13 protein-coding genes are annotated in these 15,423 nt (G+C 44.1%); 5 read left to right on the forward strand and 8 right to left on the reverse strand.

Annotation, left to right across the window (positions count from 1 at the left end; genetic code table 11):
- Positions 1 to 246: 246 nt before the first annotated feature.
- Together OCV50_RS17320 and OCV50_RS17325 are read right to left on the reverse strand one after the other, a co-directional pair.
- Positions 247 to 1,377, reverse strand: coding sequence for an HlyD family secretion protein (locus OCV50_RS17320; protein WP_239839596.1), 1,131 nt, complete (start codon positions 1,375 to 1,377; stop codon positions 247 to 249).
- Complete coding sequence (locus OCV50_RS17325) at positions 1,377 to 1,775, reverse strand: DUF3302 domain-containing protein (RefSeq protein ID WP_239839597.1); 399 nt, start codon at positions 1,773 to 1,775, stop codon at positions 1,377 to 1,379. The genes OCV50_RS17320 and OCV50_RS17325 overlap by 1 nt, the downstream gene beginning before the upstream one ends.
- A 179-nt stretch (positions 1,776 to 1,954) precedes the next feature.
- On the opposite strand from OCV50_RS17325, the gene OCV50_RS17330 reads away from it, so the two are divergent.
- A complete protein-coding gene (locus OCV50_RS17330) occupies positions 1,955 to 2,842 on the forward strand; it encodes a DMT family transporter (protein ID WP_261905067.1) in 888 nt (295 codons plus the stop codon).
- A 77-nt stretch (positions 2,843 to 2,919) separates the two neighbouring features.
- Here OCV50_RS17330 and OCV50_RS17335 read toward each other — a convergent pair whose 3' ends face one another.
- From OCV50_RS17335 to deoD, 4 genes are all read right to left on the reverse strand, one after another.
- Entirely contained in the window at positions 2,920 to 4,500 is a 1,581-nt protein-coding gene (locus tag OCV50_RS17335; RefSeq protein ID WP_261905068.1) for a GGDEF domain-containing protein, read from the reverse strand.
- Positions 4,481 to 5,968 (reverse strand): tetratricopeptide repeat protein, encoded by a 1,488-nt coding sequence (locus OCV50_RS17340; RefSeq protein WP_261905069.1) that lies wholly within the window; start codon positions 5,966 to 5,968, stop codon positions 4,481 to 4,483. Before OCV50_RS17340 ends, OCV50_RS17335 begins: the two co-directional genes overlap by 20 nt.
- Positions 5,969 to 6,158: 190 nt before the next feature.
- Positions 6,159 to 7,628, reverse strand: coding sequence for a lactate dehydrogenase (locus tag OCV50_RS17345; RefSeq protein ID WP_261905070.1), 1,470 nt, complete (start codon positions 7,626 to 7,628; stop codon positions 6,159 to 6,161).
- 81 nt (positions 7,629 to 7,709) lie between these two features.
- Positions 7,710 to 8,420, reverse strand: coding sequence for a purine-nucleoside phosphorylase (gene deoD, locus OCV50_RS17350; protein WP_032550517.1), 711 nt, complete (start codon positions 8,418 to 8,420; stop codon positions 7,710 to 7,712).
- A gap of 342 nt (positions 8,421 to 8,762) precedes the next feature.
- Here deoD and OCV50_RS17355 point away from each other — a divergent pair, with 342 nt between their 5' ends.
- Entirely contained in the window at positions 8,763 to 9,731 is a 969-nt protein-coding gene (locus tag OCV50_RS17355) for a L,D-transpeptidase family protein (RefSeq protein WP_261905071.1), read from the forward strand.
- Positions 9,732 to 9,849: 118 nt separating this feature from the next.
- Here the strand turns inward: OCV50_RS17355 and OCV50_RS17360 are convergent, their stop codons facing one another.
- Positions 9,850 to 10,116, reverse strand: coding sequence for an Lpp/OprI family alanine-zipper lipoprotein (locus OCV50_RS17360; RefSeq protein ID WP_239839603.1), 267 nt, complete (start codon positions 10,114 to 10,116; stop codon positions 9,850 to 9,852).
- Between the two features lie 362 nt (positions 10,117 to 10,478).
- Between OCV50_RS17360 and OCV50_RS17365 the strand changes: the two genes are divergently transcribed.
- Complete coding sequence (locus OCV50_RS17365; protein ID WP_261905072.1) at positions 10,479 to 11,810, forward strand: DEAD/DEAH box helicase; 1,332 nt, start codon at positions 10,479 to 10,481, stop codon at positions 11,808 to 11,810.
- Positions 11,811 to 11,863: 53 nt separating this feature from the next.
- On the opposite strand, the gene OCV50_RS17370 is transcribed toward OCV50_RS17365, so the two are convergent.
- Complete coding sequence (locus OCV50_RS17370) at positions 11,864 to 13,111, reverse strand: SGNH/GDSL hydrolase family protein (protein WP_261905073.1); 1,248 nt, start codon at positions 13,109 to 13,111, stop codon at positions 11,864 to 11,866.
- 474 nt (positions 13,112 to 13,585) lie between these two features.
- On the opposite strand from OCV50_RS17370, the gene OCV50_RS17375 reads away from it, so the two are divergent.
- Positions 13,586 to 14,518, forward strand: a complete 933-nt coding sequence (locus OCV50_RS17375) for an esterase/lipase family protein (protein WP_449369361.1) — start codon at positions 13,586 to 13,588, stop codon at positions 14,516 to 14,518.
- Between the two features lie 28 nt (positions 14,519 to 14,546).
- Positions 14,547 to 15,419, forward strand: coding sequence for a lipase secretion chaperone (locus OCV50_RS17380; RefSeq protein ID WP_261905075.1), 873 nt, complete (start codon positions 14,547 to 14,549; stop codon positions 15,417 to 15,419).
- Positions 15,420 to 15,423: the final 4 nt, after the last annotated feature.

Below are 15,423 nucleotides of genomic sequence, written 5' to 3' on the forward strand. Positions count from 1 at the left end.
GTGTATTCGCCATTGAATTATAAGTTGTCTTAGAGACGATTTTTTAGGCAAATATAAAAAATAAGGCGCGCATTATACAGTAGAAATACTCTATAAGGAAAGATAAGTGTCTGGATGTCTAAACAAGTTAAGCAGCTTGGTTAAAGAGTGATTAATATGCGCTGAATTTAGACCCAATACGAAAAAAGCCAGACAGTGTCTGGCTTTTGCATTCGCGATGATTGGATGTGGGAACTACCGCTTAGATTAATGATCTAGGTAGAGGTAGTTCTGCCAGCTCTTCATTCGAATGAGCACCTTACGCATCACCGAAACATGAGTGAAACTGTCGGAATACACCGCAACTTCAACCGCCGTACCCATTGGAAGGTGGTACTCCGACAGATCGTCGGTAATCGTCATTTTGGCAAACACACGTCCAGAGGTTCTTACTGCATTTGTACCCAGTAATGTGCCTCGAGCTTGTATTTGGCTTTCTCCTATTGCAGGAATAACTTCATCAATACGTCCTTTAAATATCTTCCCTGGTAGCGCTCTGAATAAGAACTCAGCCTCAAACCCCGGATGCAGTCGTTGCAAAGAGTTTTGGCGAAATGCAGCTATGTAATATTTGTCTTCGGTATGAATAAACGTCATCACTGGTGATAGAGGTAGTGGAACGGCCATAACACCTGGACGCAGCGCAACTTGAGTAACATAACCGTCTGTTGGTGCTCTTACTACGGTCTGTTCTAAGTCAAATTGAGCCTTACGTAAATCGGCCAATAGCCCCGCAACAGCCGTATTCTCACCACCAATCTCTGAATTTAGTGCGATTTGAGCTTGCTGCTGGTTGGCTTCAGCAACTTTTAGGGTCGCCTCAGCTGCTTTGTAAGCCTGACGTTTAGTATCCAATTGTTGCTCAGTAAAGGCACCGCTTTTATAGCCTCTTTCGTAACGAGAAAACTCTCGTTGGGCTTTGTCTCTTTCAGCGATGGCTTTGATTTTTGCCGCTTCAGATTCTGCGAGTTGGGATTCAAGCCCTAAAGCGCCTTGGCTCGCTTCTTTTACTTTCGCTTCTAGCTTAGCAACTTCAGCTTCAAATGGGACAGGGTCTATCTTGAAAAGAATATCGCCTTGTTTAAGAGGAGTGTTAGGTTTTACTGGAACCTCAATCACTTTTCCTCGTACACCAGACACAATAGGTGTTGTTGAATAAACCTGATTACCGAGCTGTGTGAAAGGGTGGTTGTAGTTCATTAATAGAATCAATGTACCTACGATGACAACACCACCAAGAACAGCCGTGGGTACCGTCCATTTGTTTAGAGGGATATTGAACACTTTGAAAATCGTGATACAAAGTGCTGCATAGGTCATTATCAGTAGTAAATCCATTACTTAACCTCCTGAACTTGAGACTTATCTTGGTTTGAAACTTCAGGTGATGCTTGCGTGCCAACGGCTTCTTTTAGTGCAGTGACTTCTTTTTGAAGAGCGGCGACTTGATCGATTAACGTATCGACGCGGTGGTGAGTATCGTGCTGTTCTTCTTCTAATTTAGCGAAGCCCCAACCACGGTCTGTGCGCCACAAGGTTGCCCAAATCCAAAGAAATGGCCAAATGGTGTGAAGTGTGAATAGACTAACCCAACCGGAAACGTGAATGGCATCTTGATGAGGGTGATTACGCTCTTTAGCGATTTCATAAGGGATATCATGAATCACAATGATTCCGTAAAAAATGACTAGTGCAACAAAAATTAATAAGCCGAGTGCGAAATAGTCTAAAAACATAACAGGTCCTTGTAATGTTATTAATGAGTTATCAGTATAGTACGCTATCGCACAAGTAATTGTTATAAAAATGATTTGTTTGTATATGATTTTTAGAACGGACACCGATAAAACATAGATTCTCACTATCAATTTCACTTGTTAGTGTTTACTTACTTTCTGGAGGCGAAGAAGAGCCAATGAGCTATATAGGTGAAGTAGCTGCGATTGGAGCGGCCATTGTTTGGGCTGGCGCGACGTGGATTTATAGTCAATTCAGTCACCGTTTTTCAGCGATGCAGCTCAACATAGTCAAAGGTGTACTCGCTTCGGTGATGATGATGCTTGTTATCCCTTTAATGCCTATGCCCGAACTTAACATAGAGACGAATCATATATTGGTGTTAGCGATATCAGGGGTTATTGGTATCGCGATAGGCGACAGCGCTTATTTTGCTGCACTTAAGAGAATAGGGGCGAATAAGACGTTACTGCTAGAGTCGCTCGCACCTCCCCTGTCTGGCGTATTGGCTTTAATGTTACTCGGTGCTGCGCTATCAATGCAGAGCTGGCTCGGAGTGATTATCACCACGCTGGCCGTGGCCTTTGTTGTGTTTCAACCTAGCCGACAAGAAGAGCAGGTTGATTGGAGTGGCGTTGGCTACGGTTTATTGGCAAGTGTTTGTCAGGCGTCTGGCGTGGTTATTTCACACTATGCGTTAGTCGCTGGTGATATTCCGCCGTTAGTTGGGGCGTTGATCCGATTAGCGGTTGGGGTTTTTGCGGTGATAGTAATGATTCGATTTTTCGAACCCAAACCATTTTCTAGTATGCTCAAGCATTTGAAAAAGATGGCCAAGAAAGACAAAGCTTGGTTATTGGGAGCGATTTTTGTGGGGACGTTTCTTGCGCTTTGGCTTCAACAAGTCGCGCTTAAACATGCCAATCCAGCGATTGCTCAAACGTTGATTGCGACCAGTCCAGTATTTATTCTGGTGATCTACGCCTTTAAAGGGGAATCAATATCCAAGCAGAGTTTGGTTGGAACATTGGCTGCTGTGGGGGGCATATCTCTGTTCTTTCTCTAGGGTTGAGACAAAAATAGAGAGGCAGCGACCTCTCTATTTTTATGACAATAACGGCAAAGCGAGCGTGTTGAAAAAGGCTATTCAGTACAGACTTGGTTTCGTCCATTTGCTTTTGCTCTGTAGAGCGCCTTATCCGCACGATAGAAGGTACGTTGCGTGTTTTCACCATCACGATGCAAGGTAATACCTACGCTGACGGTTAAACCGCGTTCACCCAGTATTTCATGCCAGCCAAATTGGAAGATACGCTCTCGATAATTCTCTGCGTGCATCGCAGCTTGTGCCTGAGTGGCGTTTTCCAGAATAACTAAGAATTCTTCGCCGCCAAATCGAACACAAGACGCGCCACGGAATTTAAAGTAGCCAGCTAATTCCTGAGCCACGCTGACGATCGCTTTATCGCCAACTAGGTGACTCAGCTCGTCGTTGATCGATTTAAAGTGGTCGATATCGACAACCAAGAGAGCAAACGACGTATTGTGGATAAGCAGGTCTTTAAGTTTTACATCCAACCAACGGCGGTTGTGTAAACCTGTGAGTGGATCGGTAAACACGTCTTGTTGTAGTTGAGCTACGGTATTTTTATGTTGCTCAGTCGTTTCTTTAAGCTCTTTATTCTCTTGCTCAGACAAGATGAGTTTGAGTTGCAGTTCAAAGCGCGATAAACGACGAAGTTGGCTTGCACCGAGTTCACTGATTGGGATCTGTTTCATCAAATCTGTTTCGATGCGATAGCCTTTCTTTTCATGTTCTAGTGCTTCTTTGTAGTGCCCTTGACGCATACAAACTTCACTCATTGAATCATAAAAGCGTTTAGCGAGTACAGGCGATGAGTAGCTTTTCACTCTTTTGCTTGTGCTTTCAAGAATCATACTCGCGTAGTCTTGCTTATTGATGATGGTTAAGCAGTGTGCAAGCTCCAAGCGGATCATGGTGGCTAACCAACTTGCTTGGGTATTAGTTGCAGTGTGTTGTACAGAAGAAATACAGCGCAGGGCTTCGTGGTATTTTTTCTGAGCTCGATAGACTTTGGCTTGATAGAGCGAAATTTGTGCCGTCAGCAGTTTATTGCTCACCAGTATGCTGAGCTCTTCACATTCGCGAAGGAGATCACTGGCTGCTGTGATTCGGTTGAGATGAAGAAAACTTGCAACCATGTGAAGCTTAAACTTTAGGCGGAGTAGGCGACTGCTAATGGCATGATCTATACTGCTGATCTTTTGGTAGTAACGAAGCGCACGGTTATGATCTCCATAGGCATCACATAGATTACCCATGCCTAAAATTGCCATGACATATTCGTCGATGTGCCCATGTTCAACGGCAATGTTAGAAGAGCTAATAAACTCATTCAGCGCCGCAGTGTAATCTCCGGTTTCGACCAAGCGATTACTGAGACTGGTTTTGACTGTTAGTATGTCTTCAACATCATTGGGCAAGGTTAGCAAGTTAAGCGCTTCGCGCAGCTCATCAATACTGATTTGATTCTGTTGCAGCTCTGCACGGTATTCAGAGCTAATAATGTAGCAGTGTGCTTGTTCTTGTTGTGTAGTCGCGATGTGCTGGCGAATGTGGTTCCAGAAAATGATCGCCTCTTCACCAGAAACTGAAGAGGGGTCCAAGCCTGCGTCCGTGATCTTATTTAATAACGTTTCCATCAGTCTCTTTCTCAGCTTCGTCTTCTTCTAACTGTTCTAAGGTGAACGGGAAGGTCAAGATGTCATGAAGTGTGACAACAGGAGGAGCGCCTTTCAGTCCCTTTCTGTGCCAAGGGTAGATGTTGAGCATGGTCGTGATCTTGTCAAAGATCGCTTGTGCTGCACTCCCTTTTTCGGCCAGCATCAGCGCAACTCGTTCACCGCTCAAACGCGAGATAAAATCTTCTTGGTTACAGAAGGTATGAGCAAGCTCGGTACACACTTCGAGATAGTTAGGGTCATCATGCTGGAACATAATGATGCTATGGTTCGAGCGTTTAAGCTCAGTCTTAAATAACACCAATTGTTCCCACCAAAAAGTCTCTGAAACAACGTGAGAAAACTGTTTCTCAGGGTCGTATTCGTATTGACCGCGAATTCGGTTAATCAGTTTACGAGCTCGTTGCTCTAATTGGCGTTTTGAACTGCGCGCTTTGTCTAAGCCAACTCGGGTGGTTTGCTCGCGAAGCATATTGGTCGAATATTGGCGATATTTTTTAAAGGCAATCAGTGCTGCTTGATAATCTTGATTCTCTTCTGCGACCAGAGATTGTTGGTAGCAGATTTGGCTTAGCAGCTCACCGTTATCGAATTCGTTGGCCGACTGTTCTGCGTGAGTTAACAATTCAGACGCTTGGTGTGGTCTCTTTCTTAATAACTCTAAACGGGCACGGCTAATGAAAGAGTGTGCTTTCATCCAAACTAGGTTGTGCTCAACCGCGAGCTTGTGAGCCTTAGCGGTTGCTTGTTCCGCATCATCGAGACGCTCAAGTCCAAGTAAGGCTAATCCTCTAAAATCCCATACCTCGGCATGCCAGGTGTTATCTGGATGATCTTTCAGTGCTTCTTCTGCACCGTCGAGCACTGAGAGCATCTCAACATAATTGTTGAGTAGGTAGTAATCCCAAGCAAGTAAGATCCTCGCCTTGCCTTCAAGCCAGCCAATTCGGCTATTATTTGCCACCTTAACTGCAAGCTGGTGGGTAGAACGTGCGAGCTTGTACTCATGCGTGATACGCCAGATATTACCAAGTCCAATCAGACATTCGATTTGAATTTCGAGTTCATCGACCAACGCAGACTGTTCGAGTGCGTTAATCCAGTATTGTTGAGCAGAGTAGTATTTGGCTTGCCCCCAGAATTGGAGCGCATGAAGATGGAGAATTTCAGGAAGAAAGAGATCAGTATCGAGTCGATTTTGGCGCTTATAAGCCTCTTTTATGTACTTTAGGCCTTTGCGGTAATCCATAAGATTCCAGCAGCAGCGAGACATCAGCATCAGTGACTGAATCGCCCCTTCTTCAAACAAAACCTGTTCAGCTCTCACCAGGCATTGCTCAGCCACCTCAAAGACGACGGCGGGTTCTGAGTCTATACGCTTTTTGAGTTTTTCAAGCTCTGTTTCAATTAGATACTGGTTTTTGTCCAAGGCATAAGTCCATTATTATCGAACATACTGATAACACCATCATTATAAGTGTGTGATTTAGGATAAGCACTAATTATCTAACGAAGAGGTGATACCAAGTAATGATCTTTTCGATTAATGAGTACTACCTCATGTTATTACTTGGTATTCAACTACTTCTAGCATATTCAGCTAGATGACTATCTTCGCCTTACGACAGTAGCTGCTTCAAGGTGAGAGGTTGTTCAGCGACGCCTAAGCGTTGTGCCGCGGTTAGCCCCTCTTTATCTTGATAGCACAAATTATGCCAAGCTCTGAAAATATCGAGCAGAGGAAGGATACCACCGGGACGCAGTTTACGTCTTGGTTCATTAATGAAACCGTCAAACAGGACTTGGAATCGCTGTTGGTAAAATTTGGTTTGCTTAAGAGATGCGTGCTCAAACCAATGTTCTGGTTGAGTTTGGTTACCAGCCAAATAACAGATCCCTTTTTGCTTGTCACCTTGACTGGCGATCGCCCAACGGTCTCGCCACCAACTCATGTGAACAATGTCGATCTTCTCAAATCCTAAACTATCGTCCCATGCTGCATCTTCCTCAACATACATCAAGTCGACGTTGTTGTTTTGGATTCGTGGCAAGCAGACGCTCAATGCCGCTGATCGTAATAGCGGATCTTGAGGTAGGTAAATAGATACACGTTTGCTCTCATCACACATGTCTAATACGTGAAGGAAATGAGCATAAGAGGTATAAGGTGGGCGAACTAAAGCCCCTTTAGACGGATAGCTAAAAGAGGTGAGGTTACCCATTGGATCTTCGACGTTACCACGAGCAAGAATCACTTGGTATTGCTGCTCAATGCGTTTTTTTAGATCGTCAGACGAGGTTGGTAACTCTAAGTTAGCCTCAGACGAGTGTTCTTTGGAAACGAATCGAGCGACGGAGTCGTAAGGGTTATGATCAATATTGCCAACAGGCTCTTCATTTTGAGAGTAGTTGACGTGTTGACAAAGAATATAGCCGGAATGCGCTTCGCCCGTAGCAATCCACACCACGCCATTATTACTGTGTGGCTGTAGTCGCTGATAATGGGAAGCAAATTGGTAATCCTTTGCATGATTAACCCAACGCGCGTCGATCATTGCAAGCTTGCGACGGCAGCGGCTAGCAATATGATCCACGTGATCGTAGAAAGTTTTTGGGTTGATCTCTAGTTTTCTACAGATTTCACGTACGGAATAGCCCATGAACAATAAGCCCATGAGGTTTTCTTGAAACTGGAGTTTTTTGTTGGATCCTGACCACTTATCAACAAACGTCGATTGGCAATCTTTACAGCGATAGCGTTGTCTATCTCCGCTGTAACCAAAAGCGTGATACAGATGTTTATGAGTGTGAACAGAAAGCCCAAAGTTGTCGCAGTCATCATTGCGACACGCAGGAAGGCCGTCACTATGGAGGTGACGAAGCCGATGAAGTTCATTCAAAACTTCATGGTTATTAAGTAAGGGGGGGAAAGCTCCACATTCACGACAAACCATCGCTGGACGCTTTGGGTTTGCATGTTGCAAAACATATCGTTTTGCATCGCTCAAGCCAAAGTTGTCACACGCCAATGTTTTACAAAAGTTGAGTTGTAAACCGTCCGCGTCTTTTGGCAGCTCGTCGTTGGACACGATCGCCCCCTCGGGATTATTTGGGCAGCCAAGCGAACCTGGCTGCGGGGTATTGCTTTTCAATGTATCGTTTATCAAGGATTAGATGTTGATAGCTGTCTCTAGAGCTACTTTCATCATATCGTTGAACGATTTTTGACGCTCTTCAGAGCTTAGTTTTTCACCACGGATAATGTGGTCAGAAACTGTTAGGATAGTCAGTGCTTTTGCGCCTAGGTCAGCAGCAACGCCGTAGATACCAGCAGCTTCCATATCAACACCTAGGATGCCTAGTTTTTCCATCTTCTCAAAGATGTCAGCTTCAGGAGTGTAGAATAGGTCTGCAGAGAATACGTTACCTACTTTTACTGGTACTTCTTGAGCACGCGCTTGGTTTACAGCTTCTTCTAGAAGACCGAAATCAGCGATTGCTGCGAAGTCGTGGTCGTTAAAACGAATGCGGTTAACTTTAGAGTCAGTTGATGCACCCATACCGATAACAACGTCCATTAGTTTAACGTCGTCGCGTACTGCGCCACAGCTACCAACACGGATAACATTTTTTACACCGTACTCAGCAATAAGTTCGTGAACGTAGATGCAGCATGAAGGGATACCCATACCGTGGCCCATTACAGAAACTTTCTTACCTTTGTAAGTGCCTGTGTAGCCGAACATGTTACGAACATCACAAACTTGCTTCACGTCATCAAGGAATGTTTCAGCGATGTATTTTGCGCGAAGTGGGTCACCCGGCATCAGTACAGTTTCAGCGAAATCACCAGCTTGTGCGTTAATATGAGGTGTAGCCATTGTCGTTCTCCAAATTTATAGCGGTAATTATAGGAACAGAATTTTTAATTACCGTTTCTGTTGAATTGAATTCGTTTCGATGAGGCAATATTAGCGAGTTAAAATGGGATTCCTTGAGAGGCGGGTCACAAAAAGAGGCGTTTACAACAATTGTTCGATCATTGATAACTAAATTTGTTGAAACCGCAAAGGCAATCGATTTTGCCAAGCTGATATCTGTTGAATTAAAGAGGGAAGCATCAACTATGGTGCGATTCGTACGCGAAACAGAGTTTAAGAGCATTGTCGAGACAAGGATTCAGCATTAATCTAAAATGATAATAATAAAAAATAGGGTTATTTATGTTGTACCGCTCAAGCTCAACGCTTCTTAACGTAGTAAAAAAACGAATAATTAAAAAACGCATTGCCGTTGCTTCGTTGCTGGCGACTAGCCTTTATTCTGCCTTTAGTTTTGGCGCAACGTTTGAATTGCCGCCGAGTGACAGCCGTGTTGTTGGTCGGATTCAACATCATGAAGTGGTGGCAGGAGAAACATTAGCTCTGATTGCTAAGCAGTATGATATTGGCTTTTTGTCCCTGATGGCGGCAAATAAAGGGGTCGATCCATTTCTGCCAGCAGAAGGCTATGTGCTGAGCATTCCGAGTCGCTTTATTCTCCCTGACACTCCACGCCAAGGGGTTGTTATCAATTTAGCCGAATTAAGACTTTACTATTTTGAGCCCGAGAAGAACCTTGTTCATGTGTTCCCCGTTGGCATTGGGCGAGTAGGACGAGACACGCCAGAAATGGTCACAACGATTAGCCAAAAACGACCAAACCCGACGTGGACGCCACCTAAATCTATTCGTGAAGAATACTTGAGCAAAGGCATTGAGCTGCCACCTGTCGTACCAGCAGGGCCAGAGAACCCTTTAGGTGATTACGCTTTGAGGCTGGCTTATGGCGCTGGAGATTACCTTATCCATGGCACTAATAAAGACTTTGGGATTGGCCTTCGTGTCAGCTCGGGTTGTATTCGAATGGAGCCGAAAGACATTGAATGGTTGTTTGATAAGGTGAATAAAGGTGAGAAGGTCACCATCATCAACGAACCTATTAAGGTGGCATTAGAGCCAGATAGGAGTGTGTTTGTAGAAGCGCATGAGCCTTTGACACGCAGTGATGGTTCTAAAAAGCCGTTAACGATTCCCATTGAACTAAAGTGGTGGCTAGACGAAGCCGATGTATCTAATTCGAAAGCTAAATCTGTAATTTTCGCTCAGAATGGTGTGCCTGTAGAGATAGCCCCTCCCACCCAGCAGTGGTAGCGCTAGGCACTGTTATCTGAATTTGAATGAACACATTTAGTTTGTTTGCTGCAATATGTTCGACACAAACAAAAGCGCCACTGCAAAAGCAGTGGCGCACAACTCATTGGTACATAAATTATTTAGTGTACGAGCTTGCGATATTGTCGATACGCTCATTAGCACGCATCGCTTCTTCTTTCGCTGCCATCGCCGCGTCGTTAGCTTCTTGAGCTTTCATTTCTGCGTCTGATTTTTCATTCTTAAGTGCTTCAACTTCACTGCTTAGTTGAGCTACTTGGTTTGATAGCTGTTCCATCTCCGACATTGCCGCCTCTTCTGGATCTGAAGAACAACCTGCCAATACGAACACAGAGGCTGCAGCTGCGATTAACACCTTATTCATAAGAACTCCTTGCTTATTGATCATCAAAAGATGCGCTATACATTCTTAATCATATAGTCGCTTCAACATTGATTGTAGCGACTAATTACTTAAGCGCAAAAGTGATCCTACGAAAAATTGCCAAATTATTGAGGTAATTAGCAAGGTGTCACACTGATTCTCAAAAGTGAGAACGATAAAACCCTCGAAGATAAGAGGTTGATATCTGTATGATGCTTCACACTAATTTACCGCATGTATACTCGAAGACTCAGTAAAAAGCCGGATAAATTTTATGTGATCTCTATCCTTGTAAAGGGGTTTCGCGGTATCATGTCGCGTTAAAATATTTTTATTCAATACCATCAAGACTGGAGAGTCCTTTGCACTTTAAAGATTTAGGCTTAGATAACCGCTTACTGAAGAACTTAAAACATTACGACTTTAAGAAAGCGACAGAGATCCAATCAAAAGCGATCCCTGTTGCTATTGCCGGTAAGGATCTATTGGCTTCATCAAAAACGGGATCAGGTAAAACATTGGCATTTGTACTGCCGATGATTCACAAGGCATTAAAAACAAAAGCGTTTTCTGCTCGTGATCCTCGTGGTGTAATCTTGGCTCCTACTCGTGAACTTGCTAAGCAGGTGTATGGCGAATTACGCAGTATGCTTGGTGGTTTATCTTACGAGGCGACACTGATCTTAGGTGGTGAAAACTTTAACGACCAAGTTAAAGCACTTCGTAAATACCCTCGCTTTATTGTTGCGACTCCTGGCCGTTTAGCAGACCACCTAGAACACCGCTCGTTGTTCCTAGATGGTGTTGAAACGCTGATCCTTGATGAAGCTGACCGTATGCTTGATTTAGGTTTCGCTCCAGAATTGCGCCGTATCGCTAATGCAGCGAAACACCGCCGTCGTCAAACCTTGATGTTCTCTGCAACACTTGATCACGCCGAAGTGAACGACATTGCAAATGAGATGCTAGACGCACCTAAGCGTATTGCGATCGGTGTTTCAAATGAGCAGCATCTTGATATCACACAGAAGTTCTACCTATGTGACCACCTAGACCATAAAGAGGCGATTCTAGATCGCGTTTTGGAAGAGGCTGAATACCGTCAGGTTATGATCTTCACGGCAACTCGTGCTGATACTGATCGTCTAACAGAAAAGCTAAACGAGAAGAAACTAAAAGCTGTCGCATTGAGTGGTAATCTAAACCAAACTCAACGTAATGCCATCATGAGCCAGTTCGAGCGTGCGGTTTACAAGATTCTGGTCACTACAGATGTGGCTTCTCGTGGTATTGATATTCCAAACGTGAGCCACGTAATTAACTTTGATATGCCTAAGCACACGGAAGAGTATGTTCACCGTGTTGGTCGTACCGGCCGTGCAGGTAATAAAGGTGATGCGATCTCTTTGGTTGGTCCAAAAGATTGGGACAGCTTCAAGCGTGTTGAGCTTTATCTACAGCAAGATCTTAACTTCTCAGTTCTTGAAGGACTAAAAGGTAAGTTCAAAGGCATCAAGCCTCGCAAACCTGCTTTCAAGAAGGGCGGTCCTGCTAAAAAAACGGGTAAACCTCAAGCGAAGAAGACAGCGAAGAAACCAGTTAAACGCGATAAGAGCTTCCACCAGAATGTGGCTGTGGGTGATTCAGTCTTCATCCCTAAAAAGAAAGTCGCACCTAAAGTCGACGACGAATAAATATGAAAACCGCCGGAATGGCGGTTTTCTTTTATTTGCACTGTCGGATATCTTTAAAAGTCGAAGGTCGACATTGAATTCATCAGTATATGCGTTGCGATGTATTTATGAGTTGCTGTGGTTGGGTGTGTCACGCCCCAAAATACATAGCTATCAGAACCATAAGTTGCACAGTCGTTGGTTAGACTATGGCTGTATAGGTAGTCTTGAGATGCACTACGATTAATATCTAGGCAGGCATCTTTTGCGTTTCTGAATCCGTGTTTTTGTGGGTTGCTGGTGATGCTAGAGAATAGAGCGTGCGCATCAAATAGGATCACGTTGTCACCTTTGCTTTGATAGTACTCTGCTTGTTCTTTGATGAACTGGTTGAACGCCAGAATCTTGCCGCGAACGGTCTCGATTTCTTGGGCCGTTGAGTACTTAAACTGAGGGGCTTTGGTCGCATCTGGTAGGGTGAACAACAGAATGTTTTTTGCGCCAGCGTCGGTCAGGCGAATCAGTGCGCTACTAAAGTCAGCTTTTACATCAGCCACTTCACGTCCGTAATTCATAAAGTCATTCAATCCAAACTCTAATGTGAATAGCGTGTTCTCTGGGCGATAATTTTTCGCCATCTTCATGTAAGTCAGGTACGAAGTGACCTGATCATAGACACCAGTTAGAGCGACATATTGGTTGGTTCCTGCTGCGCCACCCACAGCCCAGTTATAGAGTGGAACGCCCTTATCGTTAGCCAAGTATTCAGTCCAAACAAAGCCGTTAGAGAAGTGACCCAAGAACCAAGAATTAGGGTTAGGGAAAATCCATTGTGACCCATTAAATAGGTTGCCCGTGTCTGAAAGACTATCGCCAAAAGCAACAACTCGGTTGATTTGATTCGCTTGAAAGCCGTGATCGTTAGTCCAGATAGAATGGTTGTAAGAGAAGCGGTTGTCAGCGGCAAAGTAGGTGATGTCGGCTTTGTCGTGCTGAACATCCAAGGTGTCTACACAACGCTGCTTGATCTCTTGTTGCGGAGTCTCGCTATAGAACATATTTTTAAAGGAGATCGATGACCACCAGTAACCGTCAATGGTGTAATAGTCTCCGTTTTCCTTTCTAGCCCACTCCCAGTCGGTCGCTGGTGAATCATGGCTTGCATCCGTTCGATACCAACACCTAACGTAGGTATAGGTGGAGGCTGATTGTGTTTGTGCGACTTGAGCTGATGTGATTGCTTCTGGAGTCATACTATTGTCTTGTGCGGAGGCGGCACCAAATGGCATCAATAGAGCCAAAACTAACGTTGTCTTTTTCATATATAGGTTCTTTCAATCGATTGTAAGAAGTTGAATAGACCAGTTATCAGTATCAGTTATTGAAAACTGGTCAGACCTATATCTCTTAGTGATGTGTTTTGGTCAATCCATTTGATTTTATAATTTTCTTTATCTGGTACTAAGATCCATTTTTCAACGTAAAACCGCTCAAAATTTGTCCTTTGTTTGTTCTCGAAAACTTCATCTCAATCACTCAAGTTTTTCCATACTTCGCCTAAATCAATTAAAAACAACAAGTTAAATGGGTGGCGTTTATTAAGCTAAGACAGCAGATAGAGATTTGATCATAACGATTTGTGGCTGTGTGAATGTATTGTTGATGTTTAATTTAGATGTTGAATGGTGGCTATTGCTCACGATTTCTAATTTATAAATTTCTACTTTTTGAATTCCTCTCCTAGCTTTTCAACTCATCCGAGGTCTAATTAGTTAAGGAGAAAGACGTTGAAAAAGATGATGCTGATGGCAGCTCTGTGCATGGGAAGTGCCACTGTGAACGCTGGAACGAGTACCGCACCACTGGAACATTCAGGGTACACACAAACTCAGTACCCAATTGTGTTGGTGCATGGGTTATTTGGTTTCGATACCTTGGCCGGTGTGGACTACTTTTACGGTATTCCTGAATCGCTAGCCAAAGATGGAGCTAACGTTTACGTCGCACAGGTGTCTGCGACAAACAGTTCTGAAGTGAGAGGCGAGCAGCTTCTTGCTCAAGTAGAAACCATTATCGCGGTTACTGGCGCAGAGAAGGTTAATTTGGTTGGTCATAGCCATGGCGGCCCGACTGCAAGGTATGTTGGCTCCGTGAGGCCAGATCTCGTGGCGTCAGTGACCAGTGTCGGTGGGGTTCATAAAGGCTCTAAAGTCGCTGATTTGGTGAGAGGGAATGTTGCCGAGGGATCGATAACCGAGTCGATTGCCGTCAAATTGGCTGGTGGCCTTACAACATTGATTAACTTACTGTCAGGCGGGAGCGATCTTGAGCAAGATGGGCTCGCTTCATTAGAAGCTCTGACCACAGAAGGTTCTCTAGCATTTAACCAGCATTATCCAGAGGGTGTCCCTACATCAGCGTGTGGAGACGGAGAGTGGCAAGCTAGCAATGGTGTCTATTACTACTCTTGGACTGGATCGTCGACCTTCACCAATCTACTTGACCCAACCGATGGGGCGATGACGATTTTAGGCTTGGCGTTTGATGGCCCTAGTGATGGTTTGGTTGGGACTTGCAGTGCGCATTTAGGTCGAGTGATTGGTGACAATTACAAAATGAATCACTTGGATGAAATCAATGGGACGCTAGGGATCCACCACCTTTTTGAAACAGACCCTGTCACTCTCTATCGTCAACACGCCAATCGTCTCAAGCTTGCCGGCTTATAAAGCCAGTTAGTATTAAAGGAGTTACTCAATGAAAAAGACCACACTGTTACTGATATCAATGATCGCTGTAGGAAGTTTCAGTGCGGTCTTTTACCAAGACCAGTCGCGAGCGCAAGTCGTATCGGCAAAGCAACTCAAGAGTGAGTCTCAAAGTGATACCGAAATCGACCAAAGTTCCGCCAAAGATACGATGGACTATTTCATGGCGGCAATGGTTGATGTTGACCTCAACCAAGTCATAGAAAATGTCTCAGATTTCAATAATATCGAACCTAATAGCGTGATAGATGACCAATTATTCGAAAAATATTTGGAGTATAAATCGGCGCTAGAGAAGATAGATTTTTCGAATAATTATTCTAATTTAAGCATTGAAGATCTCACCGAGTTACACGAGTTGTTGATGGAGCAGCAAGCTTATTACTTCACAGCGAGTGAACAAGAGTTACTGTTTGCACATGAAAATAGAATGCGTGAACTCGCTATTGAAAAGCTGAAATTGCGACAGGAATATACTGACCCTATTGAATTTGAAAAGCAGTGGCTAGAGGCGCTGAGTCTTCAACCTGAGTATGTTCAACAAACGCAGAAAAACACCCTAATCTTAACTCAGCTCACGCATACAAATGGTTTGGATAATCAGCAAAAATACCTTAATCGAGTCGAGATTGTCGGCGAAACTGCCGCACAGCGGTTAACTGCGTTAGACGCTGAGCGTGCGCAATTTGATAACGACTTTAAACAGTTTATCAATCAAAGAGAGACGATACTTGATAATCCCAATTTGAGTGCTGATCAGCAGGCACAGGAAGTTGCTTTGTTGAGAAACGACCTATTTACTGAACAACAGATAAAACGCGTGGAAGCGCTAGAGCGAATTCATGACAGTGGAAAAAACTGAGATG

The organism is Vibrio fortis, assembly GCF_024347475.1.
In the GTDB taxonomy this organism is placed as follows: domain Bacteria; phylum Pseudomonadota; class Gammaproteobacteria; order Enterobacterales; family Vibrionaceae; genus Vibrio; species Vibrio fortis.

Bases quoted from the DNA above. Each gene is read 5' to 3' on its own strand.
- OCV50_RS17320 (WP_239839596.1), bottom strand. From the start codon at position 1,377: ATGGATTTACTACTGATAATGACCTATGCAGCACTTTGTATCACGATT.
- OCV50_RS17325 (WP_239839597.1), bottom strand. From the start codon at position 1,775: ATGTTTTTAGACTATTTCGCACTCGGCTTATTAATTTTTGTTGCACTA.
- OCV50_RS17330 (WP_261905067.1), top strand. From the start codon at position 1,955: ATGAGCTATATAGGTGAAGTAGCTGCGATTGGAGCGGCCATTGTTTGG.
- OCV50_RS17335 (WP_261905068.1), bottom strand. From the start codon at position 4,500: ATGGAAACGTTATTAAATAAGATCACGGACGCAGGCTTGGACCCCTCT.
- deoD (WP_032550517.1), bottom strand. From the start codon at position 8,420: ATGGCTACACCTCATATTAACGCACAAGCTGGTGATTTCGCTGAAACT.
- OCV50_RS17355 (WP_261905071.1), top strand. From the start codon at position 8,763: ATGTTGTACCGCTCAAGCTCAACGCTTCTTAACGTAGTAAAAAAACGA.
- OCV50_RS17360 (WP_239839603.1), bottom strand. From the start codon at position 10,116: ATGAATAAGGTGTTAATCGCAGCTGCAGCCTCTGTGTTCGTATTGGCA.
- OCV50_RS17370 (WP_261905073.1), bottom strand. From the start codon at position 13,111: ATGAAAAAGACAACGTTAGTTTTGGCTCTATTGATGCCATTTGGTGCC.
- OCV50_RS17375 (WP_449369361.1), top strand. From the start codon at position 13,586: ATGATGCTGATGGCAGCTCTGTGCATGGGAAGTGCCACTGTGAACGCT.
- OCV50_RS17380 (WP_261905075.1), top strand. From the start codon at position 14,547: ATGAAAAAGACCACACTGTTACTGATATCAATGATCGCTGTAGGAAGT.